The sequence below is a fragment of the Sphingomonas sp. LR55 genome, from assembly GCF_036856015.1.
In the GTDB taxonomy this organism is placed as follows: Bacteria; Pseudomonadota; Alphaproteobacteria; order Sphingomonadales; family Sphingomonadaceae; genus Sphingomonas.
The window spans coordinates 2,530,095-2,546,594 of sequence record NZ_JASPFO010000001.1 but is presented as its reverse complement, the minus strand read 5'-3'; the positions used below and the strand labels follow the sequence as shown (position 1 = coordinate 2,546,594).

At 65.7% G+C, this 16,500-nt stretch carries 9 protein-coding genes and 4 pseudogenes; 10 read left to right on the top strand and 3 right to left on the bottom strand.

Features of this window, described 5'->3' with window-relative positions; translation table 11 throughout:
- Nucleotides 1–5: 5 nt before the first annotated feature.
- The gene (locus tag QP181_RS12095; RefSeq protein WP_333928661.1) at nucleotides 6–593 is read left to right on the top strand and encodes a 3'-5' exonuclease; all 588 of its coding nucleotides are present in this window, start codon (nucleotides 6–8) and stop codon (nucleotides 591–593) included.
- A gap of 166 nt (nucleotides 594–759) precedes the next feature.
- On the opposite strand, the gene QP181_RS12090 is transcribed toward QP181_RS12095, so the two are convergent.
- The 3 genes and pseudogenes from QP181_RS12090 to QP181_RS12080 form a co-directional block, all read right to left on the bottom strand.
- A complete protein-coding gene (locus tag QP181_RS12090) occupies nucleotides 760–2,460 on the bottom strand; it encodes an efflux transporter outer membrane subunit (protein ID WP_333928660.1) in 1,701 nt (566 codons plus the stop codon).
- Entirely contained in the window at nucleotides 2,460–5,756 is a 3,297-nt protein-coding gene (locus QP181_RS12085) for a multidrug efflux RND transporter permease subunit (RefSeq protein WP_333928659.1), read from the bottom strand. Before QP181_RS12085 ends, QP181_RS12090 begins: the two co-directional genes overlap by 1 nt.
- A gap of 6 nt (nucleotides 5,757–5,762) precedes the next feature.
- Nucleotides 5,763–6,987, bottom strand: a pseudogene (locus QP181_RS12080) (efflux RND transporter periplasmic adaptor subunit).
- 530 nt (nucleotides 6,988–7,517) lie between these two features.
- Between QP181_RS12080 and rpiA the strand changes: the two are divergent.
- The 9 genes and pseudogenes from rpiA to QP181_RS12035 all read left to right on the top strand — a co-directional run bounded on the left by rpiA (nucleotide 7,518) and on the right by QP181_RS12035 (nucleotide 16,478).
- Nucleotides 7,518–8,192: a ribose-5-phosphate isomerase RpiA gene (gene rpiA / locus QP181_RS12075; RefSeq protein WP_333928658.1), complete on the top strand. Its 675-nt coding sequence runs from the start codon at nucleotides 7,518–7,520 to the stop codon at nucleotides 8,190–8,192.
- Nucleotides 8,193–8,261: 69 nt separating this feature from the next.
- Nucleotides 8,262–10,350, top strand: a pseudogene (gene tkt, locus QP181_RS12070) (transketolase).
- Entirely contained in the window at nucleotides 10,350–11,474 is a 1,125-nt protein-coding gene (gene tal, locus QP181_RS12065; RefSeq protein WP_056484631.1) for a transaldolase, read from the top strand. Before tkt ends, tal begins: the two are co-directional and overlap by 1 nt.
- A 127-nt stretch (nucleotides 11,475–11,601) precedes the next feature.
- Nucleotides 11,602–12,583 (top strand): annotated as a pseudogene (gene gnd / locus QP181_RS12060) (phosphogluconate dehydrogenase (NAD(+)-dependent, decarboxylating)).
- Complete coding sequence (locus QP181_RS12055; protein WP_333928657.1) at nucleotides 12,580–13,392, top strand: Cof-type HAD-IIB family hydrolase; 813 nt, start codon at nucleotides 12,580–12,582, stop codon at nucleotides 13,390–13,392. Before gnd ends, QP181_RS12055 begins: the two are co-directional and overlap by 4 nt.
- Nucleotides 13,389–14,132: an HAD-IIB family hydrolase gene (locus QP181_RS12050; protein ID WP_056055166.1), complete on the top strand. Its 744-nt coding sequence runs from the start codon at nucleotides 13,389–13,391 to the stop codon at nucleotides 14,130–14,132. The genes QP181_RS12055 and QP181_RS12050 overlap by 4 nt, the downstream gene beginning before the upstream one ends.
- A gap of 4 nt (nucleotides 14,133–14,136) precedes the next feature.
- Nucleotides 14,137–14,611 (top strand): annotated as a pseudogene (locus QP181_RS12045) (GreA/GreB family elongation factor).
- Nucleotides 14,611–14,793, top strand: coding sequence for a hypothetical protein (locus QP181_RS12040; protein ID WP_333928656.1), 183 nt, complete (start codon nucleotides 14,611–14,613; stop codon nucleotides 14,791–14,793). The pseudogene QP181_RS12045 and the gene QP181_RS12040 overlap by 1 nt, the downstream one beginning before the upstream one ends.
- 512 nt (nucleotides 14,794–15,305) lie before the next feature.
- Nucleotides 15,306–16,478, top strand: a complete 1,173-nt coding sequence (locus tag QP181_RS12035; protein WP_333928655.1) for a BaiN/RdsA family NAD(P)/FAD-dependent oxidoreductase — start codon at nucleotides 15,306–15,308, stop codon at nucleotides 16,476–16,478.
- Nucleotides 16,479–16,500: the final 22 nt, after the last annotated feature.

Here is a 16,500-nt window from a genome sequence, read left to right as displayed (position 1 = left end):
GCGGCATGCTCGCCTTCCTTGATTTCGAAGCGTCGTCGCTGGGGAAGAAGAGTTATCCGATCGAGGTGGCGTGGGTGTTCGAGGATGGGACGTCTGAGAGCCATCTGATCAAGCCTGCGCCCGAATGGACCGACTGGGACCCGGCGGCGCAGGCGATCCATGGGATCGAGCGGCGGGTTTTGGAGGAGGAGGGCGAGGACCACCGGGCGGTTGCGACGCGGATGGTGGAGGTGCTGGCCGGCCACGATCTACTCGCGAGCGCGCCGTCCTGGGATGGGAAATGGCTGAGCACGCTGTTGCGGGCTGGTGGCCAGCCGCGTCGCGTGCTGCGGTTGCGCGATAGCGATGAGGCGCAACTGGAGGCGGCGCGGGCGTGCCTCGCGGATGTCGAGCCGGCGGCGGCGCGCGAGGCTCTCGCGCGGGAGGTGGTCGGCGAGGTGTCGCAGCGGCGGAATGGGCGGGTGCCGGATCACCGGGCACTGGCCGATGCGAAGGCGGAATTGGCGCAGTGGCTGGAGGTGCGGGTCGAGGCGCAGAAGCGGGCGAGGGGGTATGGGTTGCCGGCTGACAATACCGAGCGAGAACCCGGCTGAGGCACCACCCCGGCTGAGACACCACCTCAGCGAAAGCTGGGGTATCCCGCTTGGGTCGCGACACCCGCCTGAGAGGGAGATCCCAGCTTTCGCTGGGATGACGGATTGTGGACGGGTAGCCGATGTCGTGGACGGGTAGCGGCGTGTTTGAAGTTGCGGCGCCGACCTACTCTTGTCCGTCACCCCAGCGAAAGCTGGGGTATCCCGCTTGGGTTGCGGCGCCCGCCTGACCGGGAAATCCCAGCTTTCGCTGGGATGACGGGTTGGGCGGCCTCAGTTCGTCTCCGCCCTCGGCGCGCCGCTCATCGTCACCGGTTGTGGTCCGCCTGCCGTCGCTTCCAGCGTCGAGATCTCCGCCGAGCACGCGGTAGAGCGTCACGCGGTTGCTGGCGCCTACGAGTTGGGTCGCGACGAGGTTGCGCTGCGCGGTGTAGAGAGAGCGTTGCGCGTCGAGCGAGTTGAGGAAGGTGTCGATCCCGCCGCGATAGCGGGCATCCGAAAGGCGATACGTGTCCAGCGCCGCCTCCGAGAAGTTCTGGTTTGCCTTCAGCTGGTCGGCGATCGTGCCTTGGCGCGCCAGCGCGTCCGCGGTCTCCTGGAACGCGGTCTGGATCGTCTTTTCGTAGGTGGCGAGCGCGGCGTCGCGTTGTGCCTTCGAATAGGCGACCCCGGCGATCCCGGCACCCGCACGGAAGATCGGGTAGCTGACCGAGGGCGCGACCGAATAGTTGAACGCGCCGCCGCTGAACAGCGAGGTGAGCGACGTGCTGGCGAACCCGAGGATGCCGGTCAGCGAGATCTTCGGGAACAGTTCCGCGCGCGCCGCACCGATCTCTGCGTTGGTGGCGCGGAGTTCGTATTCGGATTCGACGACGTCGGGGCGGCGCAGGAGAATGCTGCTGTCGAGGCCCGCGGGCAGCGCGGCGACGGTCGGCAGCGCCTGTTCGATCGAGGCGGGCAACAGGCTGGCATCGACGGGGGCACCGACGAGCAGTTGCAGCGCGTTGACGTCCTGCGCGAGCGCGGTGCGTTGCTGCGCGAGGTCGGACTGCGCGGTGAACAAAATCTGCTGCGCCTGGCGCAGATCGGTGCGCGGCGCGACGCCGCCGCGCAGCCGCGCGTTGGTCAGCGTGACGCTACGCTGCGAACTCGTGACGGTGTCCTGCGCGATCTTGAGCAGGCTCTGGTCGGACGCGTAGGTGAGCCACGCGTCGGCGATGTCGCCGACCAGCGTCAGGCGGGTGGCGCGGGCGGCGGCTTCGGTCGCGAAATAACGATCGAGCGCGGCGCTGGTGAGCGAACGGATGCGGCCGAACAGGTCGAGCTCGAACGCGGTCGTGCCGAGGTCGACCGAGAAGGAACTGTTCGAGCTGGAGGAACTGACCACCGATCCAGTCGAACCGGTACCCGTTCCGGTTCCGCCAGTGCCCGTGCCCGTGCCGGTGCCGCCGGTCCCAGTACCCGTTCCGCCGGTACCGGTGCCTGTCCCACTACCCGTGCCGCTCGTGACGGTGTTGCGCGTGCCGTTGCCACCGCCCGAATAGGTGTAGCGGCCGCTGGCATCGACCTGCGGCAACAGGTCGGCGCGCTGGATGCGGTACTGCGCGCGGGTCGACGCGATGTTGGCGGCGGCGACGCGGAGATCGCGGTTGTTGGCGAGCGCCTGGACGATGATCTGCTGGAGCCGCGGGTCCTTGAAGACGTCGCGGTAGGTGATCGCGGGCAACGCCGCCTCCGACTGGCGCAGGTACGCGTCGCCGACCGGGAGCGAGGGCGGCACGGGGAGTTCGGTCCGCGCATATTTCGGCGCGAGCGAGCAGCCGGCGAGTACGGTCGAAGCGGCGAGGATCAGAACTAGCGAGCGCATCATGCGGGCTCCGGCCGGTGAGGGCCCTGTGGTTCGGGTGGGCCCAATGGTTCGTTGTGATCCCCATCAGATCCATGGCCGTCATGGCCGTGGTCGTCGTCATGACCCTGGAAGCCGGTCGGCTTGCCGCGCAGCTTAGCGATACCGTCACGTGCGCCGCGGCGGACGAGGACGAAGAACAGCGGAATGTAGAAGATCGCGAGGATCGTCGCGGTCAGCATGCCACCGACCACTGCCGTCCCGATCGCGATGCGGCTGTTCGCACCGGCACCGGTCGAGAGCGCGAGCGGCAACACGCCGAGGATGAACGCGAACGAGGTCATCAGGATCGGGCGCAACCGGATCTTTGCCGCGGACAGTGCCGCCTCGATGACTCGCTTGCCCTTCTTCTCCTCCTGCTCGGCGAACTCGATCATCAGGATCGCGTTCTTCGCCGCCAGGCCCATCGTCGTCAGCAGGCCGATCTGGAGATACACGTCGTTGATCAGGCCACGCAGGGTCACCGCGAGGATCGCGCCGACCAGGCCGAGCGGGATCACGAGCAGCACCGCGATCGGGATCGTCCAGCTCTCGTACAGCGCGGCGAGGCACAGGAACACGACCAGCAACGACAGGCCGTAGAGGAACGGCGCCTGGCCCGAGGACAGGCGTTCCTGATACGACAGGCCGGACCATGCGACCGAGGTGCCGGGAATCTGGCCGGCAAGCTCGGCGATCCGGTTCATCGCATCGCCCGAGCTGACGCCGGGCGCGCCCGACCCCTGGATCTCGTACGAGGCGATGCCGTTGAAGCGCGACAGCGTCGTCGGTGCCTGGCCCCAGCTCGTCTTCGCGAACGACGAGAACGGCGCCATCTGGCCATTCGATCCGCGTACGAACCACTGGCTCAGGTCGGATGGCTGCGCGCGAAACTGTGCGTCGCCCTGGACATAGACGCGCTTCACGCGACCGCGGTCGATGAAGTCGTTGACGTACTGGCCACCCCAGGCGGTCGACAGCGTCGAGTTGACGTTCGCCTGGGTGAGGCCGAGCGTGGAGAGCTTCTGCTGGTCGGCATCGACGCGGAGCGTGGCGACGTCGGGCAGTTCGGTCAGGCGGATCGCGGTCAGCGACGAGTCGGCGCGGGCAAGCGCGAGCAGCTTGTCGCGCGCGGCGTTGAACTCGACCTGGCTTAGCCCGCCGGCGTTCTGCAACTCCATCGTGAAGCCGTTCGACGAGCCAAGGCCGCGCACTGCCGGCGGGACGAGCGAATAGACCTGTGCATCGCGGAAGCCGGCGAATGCCTTCGAGGCGCGACCGGTGATCGCGTCGGCGGTGTTTTCCTTACCCTTGCGATCGTCCCACGGCGCGAACGCGATGAAGCCTTGCCCCGTGTTCTGGCCGCTCGCGCCGCCACCGCCGCCACCGCTGACGGTGAACATCGTGCGGACGTTCGCCTTCTCGTTGGTGTAGTAATATTGCTCGATCTGCTTCTGCAACGCGAAGGTACGGCCCTGCGTGGCGCCCGCGGGAAGCTGGAACTGGACGATGCCCGAGCCCTGGTCCTCGGTCGGCAGGAAGCCCGTCGGCAGGCGCAGGAACAGCACCGCGAGCACCGCGACGACGACCGCGTAGATGATCAGGAACAGCCACTTGCGGTCGATCACCGACTGGACCGCGCTGGTGTATTTCTGCGTGCCCTTCTCGAAGCCGCTGTTGAACTTGTCGCCTGCGCGCGTGAAGAAATGCGCGACCTTGGGGAATTTGCGTTCGCCCCAGCTCTTCTCGTGGTTGCCCTCGGCGTCCTTCTGCTTCTGCTTGAGCAGGGTCGCGGTCAGCGCGGGGCTGAGGATCAGCGCGACGAGCACCGACAGGACCATCGCCGACACCATCGTCAGCGAGAACTGGCGGTAGATTACACCGGTCGAGCCGCCGAAGAACGCCATCGGCAGGAACACCGCGGACAGCACGAGCGCGATCGCGACCAGCGCGACGGTGATCTCGTTCATCGACTCGATCGTCGCCTCCCGAGGCGTCATCTCGGGATTTTCCTCCATCAGGCGCTCGACGTTCTCGACCACGACGATCGCGTCGTCGACCAGCAGGCCGATCGCGAGCACGAGCCCGAACAGCGTCAACGTGTTGATCGAGAAGCCGGCGAGATAGAACACGCCGAACGTGCCGAGCAGCACGACCGGGACCGCGATCGTCGGGATCAGCGTCGCGCGCCAGCTTTGCAGGAACACGAACATGACGATGACGACGAGGATGACCGCCTCGATCAGCGTCTTGACGACCTCGTCGATCGACAGCTTGATGAAGTCCGTCGTGTCGTTGGCGTAGGCGAATTTCAGGCCGGGCGGGAAGCTCTTGGCGGACTTGGCGACGAACGCCTTGACCAGCTCGGCGGTCTTGAGCGCGTCGGCGCCCGGCGCGAGCAGCACCGCGATACCGGCGCCGGGATGCGCGTTGACGCGGCTGCGGGCGTTGTAGTTCTCCGCGCCCAGTTCGATCCGGGCGACGTCGCGCAGCTTGACCACGGCGCTGTCGTTGGTGGTCTTCAGGATGATGTTGGCGAACTGCTCGGGCGTCTGGAGGCGCGATTGCGCGGTGACGGTCGCGTTGAGCATCTGCGTGTCGGGCTGGGGTTGCCCACCGAGTTCGCCGGCGGCGACTTCGGTGTTCTGCGCCTGGATCGCGGTGGTCACGTCGCTCGGAATCAGCTGGTAGCTGGCGAGCTTGTTCGGGTTCAGCCAGATCCGCATCGCGTATTGCGCGCCGAACACGTTGCTGTCGCCGATGCCCGGAATACGGCCGAGCGGGTCCTGCAGATTCGAGACGAGATAGTCCGAGACGTCCTGGTTGGTCAGCTTGTCGGTCTCGTCATAGACGCCGACGATCAGGAGGTTGTCCGGGTTCGATTTGCGGACGACGAGGCCCTGCTGCTGGACCTGCGACGGGAGGCGGGACAGCGTCTGCTGGACCTGGTTCTGGACCTGGACCTGCGCGATGTCGGGATCTGTGCCCTTCTCGAACGTCACGGTGATCGTCACCGAGCCGCGCGACGACGAGGACGAGCTGAAATAGATCAGCCCGTCGATGCCGGTCAGCGACTGCTCGACGACCTGTGTCACGCTGTTCTGGATGGTCTGCGCGTTGGCACCCGGGAAGGTCGCGCGGACGGTCACCTGCGGCGGCGCGACGTCGGGATACTGCGCGATCGGCAGGCTCATGATCGCGCCGATGCCGCCGAGCATCACGATGATCGCGAGCACCCAGGCGAAGATCGGGCGATCGATGAAGACACGGGATAACATAAGGGCTTAGCCGGCCTTTTTCTGGCTGGAATCGCCACCGGAGGAGTCATCCTTGGGCGCTTCGATCTTTTGCGCGGTGTTTTCCGGCACCGGCTTCACGCCCTGGTTCGGGGCGATCTTCGACAGGCCCTGCGTGATGATCCTGTCGCCGGGGTTGAGCCCGCTGGTGACGACCCAGAACGCGCCCTGCGTGCGGTCCGCCTTGATCTTCTTCTGTACCGCTTTGTTGTTCGCATCGACGACATAGACCGTCGCATTGCCCTTCGCGTCGCGCGACACGCCTGCCTGCGGCACGAGGAACGCGCGCTGGTTGATCGCCTGCGCGAACTTCGCCTGGACGAACATGCCGGGGAGCAGCAGTCCTTGCGGATTGGGGAAGCGCGCACGCAGCGTCACGGTGCCGGTCTCGGTATTGACCAGCGCTTCGGCGAACTCGACGGTGCCGGTCGCGCCATATTCGCTGCCATCCTCGAGCGTCAGGCGGACTTCGGCGCGGGTCGCGACGATGCCGTTCTGGCCGAGCGAGCGGCGCAATGCGAGCAGGTCCCCAGACGACTGCTGGATGTCGACGAACATCGGATCGAGCCGCTGGATCTGCGCGAGCGGATCGGTCTGTGTCGCCGAAACCAGCGCGCCGACGGTGAACAGCGACCGCCCGATGCGCCCGGTGATCGGCGCGGGGACGGTCGTGAACTTGAGGTTGATCTGCGCCGTTTCCAACGCCGCGCGCGTCTGCGCGACCGAGGCGGTGGCCTGGCGCGAGGTGGCGACCGCGTTGGTGTAATCCTGCTTGCTGATCGCCTCCATCTCGGCGAGCGGCTTGTAGCGTTGCGCTAGGATGGTCTGCGCCTGCTGGTTGGCGCGCGCTTTGCAGGTTGGCCTGCGCTTCGTTGGCGGCGGCGCGATAAAGACGCGGGTCGATCTCGTAGAGCGGCTGGCCCTTCTTGACGAGCGTACCCTCCGTGAAGAAGCGGCGGCGGATGATCCCGGTGACCTGCGGGCGGACATCCGAGCTTTCGAACGCGGTGGTGCGGCCGCTGAGTTCGGTGGTCATCGCGACGCTGGTCGGCTGGACGACGACATAGCCGACGGTTGGCGTGCCCTGGCCCGGCTGGCCGCCTCGGCCTGCCTTGCCCTGGGCCTTGTCATCGCCGCCGGAGCAGGCCGCGAGCGCCAGTGCCGGCACCAGCAGAATGGCGCACCGCCGCGCAGAAATTCGTGTGGCTATCAAGTTTGGTAATCCGCGATCATGTGTTGGTCGGGCTAAACCACGAGGATGTACCAGAAGTATGTCAGTTGAAAAGCAGGGGTGAGAAATAGGGTAGAAAGAGTAACCTGTTTCATTGGTTGGGGGTAAGGCGCGCGTCAAAAAAGGAAGATTGTTTCCCCGCAAAGGCGGGGATCCAGACTGGGATCCCGCCTTCGCGGGAGAACAAGGAGGGGCGTAATCCCGCAATCCCGCGCGCTACCCTGATACCCACCGTACCCCCAAAGCCACCGACCACCCCGGCGAAGGCCGGGGCCCAATTGGAAAGGTCGTGGTAACGAGGGACCGCGCTTCGTTAGCAACGTTCCCCAATTGGGCCCCGGCCTTCGCCGGGGTGGTGGGTGGGTGGGGGCTCGCCCTCTGCGCGCATCCCGTCATCCTGACGAAAGTCAGGATCCAGAGTTGCGAGGGGATCGTTTGTGGCTCTGGGTCCTGACTTTCGTCAGGATGACGGTTGGTTCGTTATTGCGATGGATGTTTTCGGGGCGGCTGAGATGATCGATGACGACAAGAAGGCCGCGGCTGTTGCTGCGGTGGCGGAAGTTCGGGACGGGATGCTGGTCGGACTCGGCACCGGATCCACTGCGGCGTTCGCAATCCAGGCGCTCGGCGATCGCGTGGCCCAAGGTCTGCAAATCCGCGCCGTCGTCACCTCGGAAGCCTCCGGCAAACTCGCCCGCGAACTCGGCATCGAGATCCTCGATTTCGCCACTATCGCCCATGTCGACCTCACGATCGACGGCGCGGACGAAGTCGACCCGCGTTGTTTCGCGATCAAGGGCGCAGGGGGCGCGATGTTGCGGGAGAAGATCGTCGCCGCAAGCTCGGCACGGATGGTCGTGATCGCCGACGGCTCCAAGCGCGTCGACCGGATCGGCGCCGCCAAGCTGCCGGTCGAGGTGCTCCCCTTCGCCGGCGCGTACGTCATGCGCGTGCTGACCGAGATGGGGGCCGCCCCCATCACCCGCGACAACTACCGGACGGACCAAGGCAATCTCGTCATCGACTGCCACTTCGCCACCCTCGACGCCCCCCGCGCAACCGCCGCCACGCTTGCCGCGATCCCCGGCATTCTCGGCCACGGGCTGTTCCTCGACGAGGTCGATGCCGCGTATATTGCCACCGATGGCGTCGTTACGCGACTGGAACGGACGGGTGCATCCGACTAAAGGCATCCTATGTTGGCAACCAGATCGGATGCGCGGCGTTCGGTCACCGTCTAGAGCGAGGCTTCTTCCATGACCGATACCGCAACCGCCCCCACCAAGGCGGACCCTATGCTGCACGAGGACGGCTCCCCCGAGCGTCTGGCGATCGATACCATCCGCACGTTGTCGATGGACGCGGTGCAGAAGGCCAATTCGGGCCATCCCGGCACGCCGATGGCGCTCGCGCCGGTCGGCTACACGCTCTGGTCGAAGTTCCTGCGCTACGATCCCAAGCACGCCGACTGGCCCAACCGAGACCGCTTCGTGCTGTCGGTTGGCCACGCGTCGATGCTGCTCTATTCGCTGATCCACCTCGCCAAGATCGAAGAGATCGACGCGGACGGTAACAAGACCGGCAAGGAGGCCGTCAGCCTCGCCGATATCGAGCAGTTCCGCCAGCTGTCGTCGAAGACGCCCGGCCACCCAGAATATCGCCACACGACGGGCGTCGAGACCACCACGGGTCCGCTCGGCCAGGGCTGCGGCAACTCGGTCGGCATGGCGATCGCCGAGCGCTGGCTCGCGGCGCGCTACAACAAGGACGGCTTCACGCTGTTCGACCATGACGTCTACACGATCTGTGGCGACGGCGACATGATGGAGGGCGTCTCGGCCGAGGCCGCGAGCCTCGCCGGCCACCTCAAGCTCAGCAACCTCTGCTGGATCTACGACAGCAACCACATCTCGATCGAGGGCGCGACCGATCTCGCGTTCGACGAGGATGTCGGCCTGCGCTTCGACGCCTATGGCTGGAACGTCATCCACATCGACGACGCCAACGACACCGCCGCGCTGAGCCGCGCGATCGAGACGTTCAAGGCGACCAACGACAAGCCGACCTTCATCGTCGTGCATTCGGTGATCGGCTACGGCAGCCCCAAGGCGGGCAGCGAGAAGGCGCACGGCGAGCCGCTGGGCGAAGAGAATATCCGCCTCACCAAGCAGGCCTATGGCTGGCCCGAGGACAAGTCGTTCTACGTGCCGGACGGCGTGATCGAGCATTTCAACGGTGCGATCGCCGAGCGTGGCGCCAAGCTGCGTGACGAATGGGTCGCGCTGACCGACAGGTATCGCGATGCCTATCCAGAGCTTTCCGCGGAACTCGACCTGCTGCTGAAGGACGAGCTGCCCGAGGGCTGGGATGCCGACATCCCGACCTTCGAGGCGGATGCCAAGGGCGTTGCCAGCCGCGATTCCGGTGGCAAGGTGCTCAACGCGATCGCGGCAAAGGTGCCGTGGCTGATCGGCGGTTCGGCCGATCTCGCGCCGTCGACCAAGACCGATATCAAGGGCCAGCCATCGTTCGAGGCGGAGAATTACGCCGGCCGGAACTTCCATTTCGGCATCCGCGAACACGGCATGGGCGCGATCGTCAACGGCATGGCGCTGTCGCATCTGCGCTCCTACGGCTCCACCTTCCTGGTGTTCGCCGACTACATGCGCGCGCCGGTGCGCCTGTCCGCGATCATGGAAGTCGGCGCGATCTGGGTGTTCACGCACGACTCGATCGGTGTCGGTGAGGACGGCCCGACGCACCAGCCGATCGAGCATCTCGCCACGTTGCGCGCGATCCCCGGCCTCGACACGATCCGTCCGAGCGATGCGAACGAAGTCGTCGCGGCATGGAAGGCGGTCCTCAAGGACGCCAGCACGCCAGCCGCGCTCATCATGTCGCGCCAGGCTCTGCCGACGCTCGACCGGACCAAGTACGCAAGCGCCGATGGGCTCGAGAAGGGCGGCTATGTGCTCGCTGACAGCGATGGCACGCCCGACGTGATCCTGATCGCGACCGGCAGCGAAGTCTCGCTGGTCGTCGAGGCGCACGAGAAGCTGACCGCGGACGGCGTGAAGAGCCGGGTCGTGTCGATGCCGAGCTGGTATCGCTACGAGCTGCAGGACGCCGCGTACAAGGAAAGCGTGTTGCCGCGCGAAGTGCGCGCGCGTTGCGGTCGAGATGGCCGGGTCGATCGGTTGGGACCGCTATGTCGGGCTCGACGGCGCGACCGTGACAATGTCGACCTTCGGAGCTTCGGCACCGCTCGCCAAGCTGCAGGACAAGTTCGGGTTCACCGTCGACAATGTCGTCAAGGTCGCCCGCCAAGTGATGGAGACCAAGTGATGGGTGCGCTCAACGATCTCGAAGGCTTCGGCCAGGCGGTATGGCTCGATTTCGTCGACCGGAAGTTCCTGGAGGCCGGTGGTCTCCAGAAGCTGGTCGATGAGGACGGCCTGACCGGCGTCACGTCGAACCCGTCGATCTTCGAAAAGGCGATGGGTCACGGCGATGCCTATGACTCGACGCTCGCCGAGTATGACAAGCAGCATGCCGGCGCGGCGACGATCGACCGCTACGAGCATCTCGCGATCCAGGACATCAAGGCGGCGGCGGAGACGTTGAAGCCGGTCTATGACAAGCTCGACGCGAAGGATGGCTATGTCAGCCTTGAGGTGTCGCCGTACATTTCGGACGATACCGACGCGACGATCGCCGAGGCGAAGAAGCTGTGGGGGATGGTCGATCGGCCGAACCTGATGATCAAGATCCCGGGGACGCTCGCGGGCGGTCCGGCGATCTCGTCGACCATCGCGAGCGGGATCAACGTCAACGTCACGCTGCTGTTCGCGCTCGACGCCTACATCCGCGTTGCCGAGGCGTATGCGGCCGGGCTGGAAGAGCGCGTCAAGCAGGGACAGCCGATCGACAAGATCGCCAGCGTGGCGAGCTTCTTCGTCAGTCGTATCGATTCGTCGATCGACAAGGAGATCGATGCACGCCTGGAGAAGGGCGACGCCGATGCCGAGGCGCTGAAGGCGGTCCGCGGCAAGGTCGCGATCGCCAACGCGAAGATGGCGTATCAATGGTATCTCGACTTCCTGAAGTCGGATCGCTGGCAGGCGCTCGCGGCCAAGGGTGCGCAGCCGCAGCGTTTGCTGTGGGCATCGACCGGCGTAAAGGACCCGAGCTATCCCGATACGCTCTACATCGACACGCTGATCGGCAAGGATACGGTCAACACGATGCCGCCAAAGACGATGGACGCGTTCCGCGACCACGGCACCGCGGCGGAGACCATCACGCAGGACGTCGAGGGTGCGAAGCACACGCTGGCCGAAGCCGAACGGCTGGGTCTCGACCTCAACGGCGTGACCGGCAAGCTGGTCGAAGAGGGCGTCGCGTCGTTCGTGAAGGCGTTCGACGACCTGCTCGGCTCGATCGCCAAGAAGCAGCCCGCGACGGCGTAAACTTCTGCTCCCTCTCCCTTTCGTGGAGAGGGCCGGGGTGAGGGGCGCCACGAGCGCTGCCCTCCCCAACTGCCCCTCACCCCAACCCTCTCCCCGGCGGGGAGAGGGGGTAAGCAAGGAATTCCCCATGAAGATCGGACTGATCGGCCTCGGCCGGATGGGCGGCAACATCGCGCGCCGGTTGATGAAGGACGGCCACGAAGTCGTCGCATTCGACCGCGATGCCGAAGCCGTGAAGAAGCTCGCCGCCGACGGCGCGATCGGGGCGGACTCGCTCGACGACATGCATGCCAAGCTCGACACCCCGGCGATCTGGTGGGTGATGGTCCCCGCGGGCGAGCCGACCGAGAGCACCGTTCAGGCGATCGCCGCGAAGTCGAATTCGGGCGACATCATCATCGACGGCGGCAACAGCTTCTACAAGGACGACGTCCGCCGCGCGAAGGAACTGGCCGAGAAGGGCATACACTATGTCGACGTCGGCACGTCCGGCGGCGTGTGGGGCCTCGAGCGTGGATATTGCATGATGATCGGCGGCGACAAGGAAACGGTCGACCTGCTCGATCCGATCTTCGAGACGCTGGCGCCGGGCATGGGAACGATCGTCCGCACGCCGGGTCGCGTCGAAGGGCAAGCCGATCCGCGCGGAGAAGGGCTATATCCACGCAGGCCCCTCGGGCGCGGGGCACTTCGTCAAGATGGTCCATAACGGTATCGAATACGGCCTGATGCAGGCCTATGCCGAGGGCTTCGACATCCTCAAGGGCAAGTCGGGCGAGCATGTCGTCGAGGAGGAGCGCTTCGACATCAACCTGACCGACGTTGCCGAAGTCTGGCGTCGCGGCAGCGTGATCTCGTCGTGGCTGCTCGACCTGTCGGCGATCGCGCTGGCGAAGGACGGCACGCTCGAAGGCTTCAGCGGCAGCGTCGCGGACTCGGGCGAGGGCCAGTGGACGATCGACGCGGCGATGGAGGAGAAGGTGCCCGCCAACGTGCTGAGCGCCGCGCTGTATGCGCGCTATCGTAGCCGGGTGGACCATACGTTCGGCGACAAGCTGTTGTCGGCGATGCGCTATGGCTTTGGCGGCCATGTCGAGATGCCGCAGTGAGCGCGATCAAACTCCTCGTTTCCGATGTCGACGGTACGCTCGTCGACAAGGAGAAGAAGGTCACGCCCGCGACTGTCGACGCGGTCAAGCGACTGAAGGCGGCGGGCCTCGGCTTCACGATCATCAGCGCGCGGCCGCGTTCGGGGATGATGCCGATCGCCGAGTTGCTCGGCATCGACGAGCCGATGGGCGCGTTCAACGGCGGGATTGTGTTCAAGCGAGACGGCACCGTGATCGAGCACCACATGATCGACATCGACGTCGTCCGCGGCGCGATGGAGATCATCGGTGACGCGCCGGTCGACACGTGGTTCTTCGCGGACGATGTCTGGTACGCCAGCACCGACCAGGGCGGCCATGTCGGCAGCGAGAAGAAGGCCTCCGCGCAGGACCCGGTGATCGTCTCCGACTTCACCGACCTGCTCGCCAAGGCTGACAAGGTTACGTTCGTCAGCGATGACGAGGATCTGTTGCGCGACCTGCACGCGAAGGTCGCGGCGCAGTTCGATACCAAGGCGACGATCGTCCAGTCGCAGACCTATTATCTCGACATCACGCCCGTCGCCGGCAACAAGGGTAGCGGGATCGAGGAACTGGCGGACGCGTTCGGGATCAGCTTGACGCAGACCGCGGCGATCGGCGATCAGGCCAACGACATCGCGATGCTCAAGCGCGCCAAGCTGGCGATCGCGATGGGCAACGCGCCACAGACTGTCCGCGACGTCGCGCACGAGATTACCAGCGCGAACGATGCCGACGGCGTCGCACACGCGATCGATACGTTTATCCTTACTGGAGTTTCCGCATGAAAGACCTCGTTGCCTTCGACCTCGACGGAACGCTGGCCGAGAGCAAGCAGCCCTTGCAGGAGCCGATGGGCGAGGCGCTGGCGAACCTGCTCGACGTCGCGCATGTCGCAGTGATCTCGGGTGGCGACTGGCCGCAGTTCGAAAAGCAGGTCGCGTCGCGCCTGCCCGAACGGGCGGATCGTACCAAGCTGTGGCTGATGCCGACGACGGGCACCAAGCTGTACCGGTTCGATGGCGAATGGCGCGCGGTGTATGCCGAGCTGTTCGAGGACGACGAGAAGCAGAAGATCCTCAAGGCGTTCGATGAATCCCTGGAAGCCACCGGCTTCGTGCCGGAGAAGACCTGGGGCGAGAGGATCGAGGATCGTGGCAGCCAGATCACGTTCTCGGCACTCGGCCAGGAAGCACCGATCGATGCGAAGCACAGCTGGGATCCGGATTTCGCCAAGCGCAAGGTGATCCAGGCGGACTTGCAGAAGCGCCTGCCGGGGCTTTCGATCAACATGGGCGGCGCGACTTCGATCGACATTACGCGCGAGGGTGTCGACAAGGCGTACGGGTTGAAGAAGCTCAACGAGGCGAGCGGCATCGCACTCGACAAGATGATGTTCATCGGCGACGCGATCTTCCCGGGCGGGAATGATTATCCGGCGGAGCAGCTTGGGCTGGACGTCGTGAAGGTCAAGAACGTCGACGGTACGCTGGCGGCGATCGCCGGGATCGTCGCGTGCCTGAAGTAAGGGCATGAGCGTCGCCTTCCGTCGCGAGAGTGACGAGGAACATCTCGAACCGAAGTTCGAACAGCCGATCGCGCCGGGGCCTAATCTGGTCACGGCGCGGGGGTTGCGGTTGATCGGTGAGCGGGTGGTCGCGATCGAGGCGGCGGTTGCGGCGGTTGCGGCGGAGACGGACGAGGAGGCGAGGAAGTTGCTTCTGCGAGACCTGCGTTACTGGCACACACGTCAGACGACCGCCGAACTCGCGCCTTCGCCCGAAGAGGACGAGGTCGGGATCGGTTCGCGCGTTCGTGTTCGGATGAACGGCGCTGAGCGCGTGATCGCGATCGTCGGTGGTGACGAGGCCGAGCCCGGCGAGGACCGGCTGGCGTTCTCAGCACCGCTGGCGCGCGCTGATGGGTGCTGCGGTTGGCGAGACGGTCGCGTTCGCGGACAAGCCGGACGCGATCGAGGTTCTGGCGATCGACAAGGATGACGGCTGATGGCTGACGCGAAATTCGAACGGCACCGTCAGGCGTGGACGCAGGACGAGATCCAGAAGCTTCATACGCTGGCCAAGAAGGGCATGGCGTTGAAGGCGATCGCGAAGGCGCTGACTCGGAGCGAGGAGTCGGTGAAGGTTCGGGCGAAGGAGGACTCGCTGAATATCGCCAAGCTGCGGTGAGGTGACGAAGAGCCCTCTCCCCTCCGGGGAGAGGGTTGGGTGAGGGGCTGTTCCGGGCGTGCGCTGCTTGGCTACCCCTCACCCCGACCCTCTCCCCGAAGGGGAGAGGGAGCAGAAGGGGGCGTTAGCGTGCTCCACCAGACCATCGGACGCTGTGGCTTCTCGATTGGCGCCGCTCCGAATGGCACCACCGCGAGAGACACCACCCCCGCCCGAATGGCTCCACCCCGGCGAAGGCCGGGGCCCAATTGGAAAGGTCGGAGTAACGGGGCGCAACTTGCGTCATTACCGTCCCCCAATTGGGCCCCGGCCTTCGCCGGGGTGGTTCTGGCATTGCACGCGAGTTTAGCCGACAGATAGGCGGGGCACTCCCTTTGTGGCGCACCCCGAACACGCTACAGCGGCCACCCCTTCTTGTTCTCCCGCGAAGGCGGGAGCCCAGTCTGGGTCCCCGCTTTCGCGGGGAAACACTCTTAATAGCGGCTGGTGACCGAAGCCGCACGGAGCGACACTTGTCCGACTACGACGCGATCATCCTCGGCGCAGGCGCCGCCGGCCTCATGTGCGCCGCCGTCGCCGGCCAGCGCGGGCGGAAGATCCTGCTCGTCGATCACGCCGACCAGGCGGGCAAGAAGATCCTGATCTCCGGCGGAGGACGGTGCAATTTCACCAACGTCCACACCGCGGCTGATCGCTACATCTCCGCCAACCCGCATTTCGCCAAATCCGCGCTAGGCCGCTACACCGCGCAGGACTTCCTCGCGCTCGTCGAATCCTACGACATCGCGTGGCACGAGAAGACGCTCGGCCAACTCTTCTGCGACGGCTCGGCGCGACAGATCGTCGAGATGCTCCTCGACGAATGCGACAAGGGCCGCGTCGACCTGTCGCTCGGCCGGGCGGTCACGGGAGTCGACCACGCAGACGGCCGCTACCGCGTGTCGCTGGACGGACGAACCGTCACCGCGCCAGCGCTCGTCATCGCCACCGGAGGCCCGTCGATCCCCAAGATGGGCGCGACCGGGTTTGCCTATGATCTCGCGCGGCAGTTCGGGCTGAAGGTGGTCGAGCCACGCCCGGCCCTCGTGCCGCTGACGCTCGGTGGCGACGAGATCCTGTTTCGCGAATTGTCGGGAGTCGCCGCCGACGTCGTCGCCACCGCCGGCAAGACCGCGTTCCGCGAGGCCGCGCTGTTCACGCACCGGGGGCTGTCGGGCCCGGCGATCCTCCAGGCGTCGTCCTATTGGCGCAACGGCCAGCCCGTCGGGATCGATTTCCTCCCCGATCGCGAGTCCGGCTGGCTCCCCGCCGCCAAGCGTACCACACCGCGCACGACTCTCCGAAAACTGCTCGGCAGCACGCTCCCGGACCGACTCGCGGAGACTTTAAGCGAGCGATTGGGCATGGGCGGAGAGATTTCCACACTCACCGACCGCAAGCTCCAGGACGCCGAACGCGTGCTAAGTCATTGGCAATTCATGCCAAATGGCTCCGAAGGCTATGCCAAGGCCGAGGTCACCGCGGGCGGAATCAGTACCGCGGAACTCTCCTCGCAAACAATGCAAGCCAAACGCGTACCAATGCTGTATGCAGTCGGCGAAGCGGTCGATGTCACAGGGTGGCTCGGCGGCTACAACTTCCAATGGGCATGGGCGAGCGGGTGGGCCGCGGGTCAAGTCCTGTAGGGACCACCACGCCAGTGCCTTG